This is a genomic window from Methylobacterium crusticola (assembly GCF_003574465.1).
Classification (GTDB): Bacteria; Pseudomonadota; Alphaproteobacteria; order Rhizobiales; family Beijerinckiaceae; genus Methylobacterium; species Methylobacterium crusticola.
In genome coordinates, this window is record NZ_QOWC01000481.1 from 1 (window position 1) to 1008 (window position 1008).

Sequence of the window (1008 nt, forward strand, 5' to 3'; positions counted from 1 at the left end):
GCGGGCGCTGGCTGACCCTGCTGATGAACCGCATCGATCCAGGCCTGTTCGCGCAAGCCTTCACGGATTGGGTGCGCGCCACCTGGCCCGAACGGCCCGACTTCGTGGCCATCGACGGCAAGACCTCGCGCCGCAGCCATGATCGTGCCACCGGAGCCCCGCCCCTGCACCTCGTCTCGGCGTTCGCCACCACGACCCGCCTCGTGCTCGGCCAGGAGGCGGTGCCCGACAAGGCCAGCGAGACCAAAGCCATCCCGGCCCTGATCGCGCGGCTGGCCGAGAACGACGGCCTGAAGGGGGCGCTGATCTCCATCGACGCGATTGCCACCAACCCGGCCATCGCCGCGACGATCCGGGCGGCGGGCGCCGACTACCTGCTCGCCGTCAAAGCCAACCAGCCCACCCTGCGCGCCGAGGTCGAGCGCCTGTTTGCCGATCCTGAGGCTGGCGCCGTCGAGACCGTCACCGAGCACGACAAGGGCCACGGCCGCATCGAGGCGCGCACGGTCAGCGTCGTGCGCGGGGTCGATTGGCTCGACGGGCCCCGCCGCTTCCCCGGCGAGACCCGCCTGCCGGATGCCGCCTGCCTGGTGCGGGTCCAGGCCCGTACCGAACTCAAGGACCGGGGCCGCTGTGAGACCCGCTACTACGTCTCCTCCGCAACCCTCACCGCCCAGCGCGCCGCAGACGCCGTGCGCGGACACTGGGCCATCGAGAACAGCCTGCACTGGGTCCTCGACGTGGTCTTTGCCGACGACCAGTCCCGCCTGCGCAAGGGCCACGGCGCTCACAACATGGCTGTGGTCCGCCACTTCGCCCTCAACCTCGTGCGAACCGCACGAGACCGGCCAACGCCCGCCCGATCCCCCCTCAAGCGCGGGCCCAGACCAGGCGCCCCACCCAAGCCCACAAGCCTCAAACTGCGCCGCAAAATGGCCGCCTGGGACCCAGCCTACATGCAGACCATCCTCACCCTCAAAATGCGTTAACCCGGATTCCTAGCCCTGC

The 1008-nt window shown here is 70.2% G+C and carries 1 protein-coding gene; it reads left to right on the forward strand.

Annotated elements, in window-relative coordinates:
• Nucleotides 1–989, forward strand: a 989-nt coding sequence (locus DT057_RS35010) for an ISAs1 family transposase (RefSeq protein ID WP_128566570.1), incomplete at its 5' end; no start/stop codon positions are given.
• Between the last annotated feature and the right edge of the window lie 19 nt (nt 990–1008).